We start from the raw sequence: 591 nt of genomic DNA, 5'->3' as shown, positions 1-591 counted from the left end.
CGCCGCGCGTGCACCCCGGCACCCCCGGCCTCAGCGGCGCCACGCTCGACTTCGACGCCAGCCACACCGGCGGCACCGCCACGCTGGCCATGGCCAAGGGCACGCTCGAATTCCCCGGCGTGTTCGAAGACCCGGTGATCCCCATCGACCGGCTCTCGACCCAGCTGCAGTGGAAGCTCGACAACGGCGCCATGCAGGTGCAGGTGTCGAAGCTGCGCTTTGCCAACGCCGACGCCGAGGGCGAGGCCGAGGCCCACTGGCGCACCAGCGACCCGGCCACCTCGAGCAGCCGCGCGCAGCACCCCGGCGTGCTCGACCTGCAGGGCAAGCTCACGCGCGCCGACGGCACCCGCGTGTTCCGCTACCTGCCGCTCGACATTCCGCAGCACACGCGCGACTACGTGCGCGAGTCGGTCGTCAAGGGCACGGCCAGCACGGTCGATTTCCGCGTGCGCGGCGACCTGCACGACATGCCCTTCATGGACCCGAAGCAGGGCGAGTTCCGCATCGCGGCCAAGGTGTCGGACGTGCACTACGCCTACGTGCCGCCCTCGCTCGCGGCCGCCACCGCCGCGCCCGCGACCCCGGCGT

At 72.6% G+C, this 591-nt stretch carries 1 protein-coding gene; it reads left to right on the top strand.

Annotated features, from left to right (window positions below):
- Nucleotides 1-591 (top strand): YhdP family protein (locus VBO01S_RS31580; RefSeq protein ID WP_303621497.1); only part of this gene is annotated, 591 nt, incomplete at both ends.

The sequence above is a fragment of the Variovorax boronicumulans NBRC 103145 genome (genome assembly GCF_001591345.1).
GTDB classification, from domain to species: domain Bacteria; phylum Pseudomonadota; class Gammaproteobacteria; order Burkholderiales; family Burkholderiaceae_C; genus Variovorax; species Variovorax boronicumulans.
This window is presented reverse-complemented; position numbering and strand designations above follow the sequence as displayed.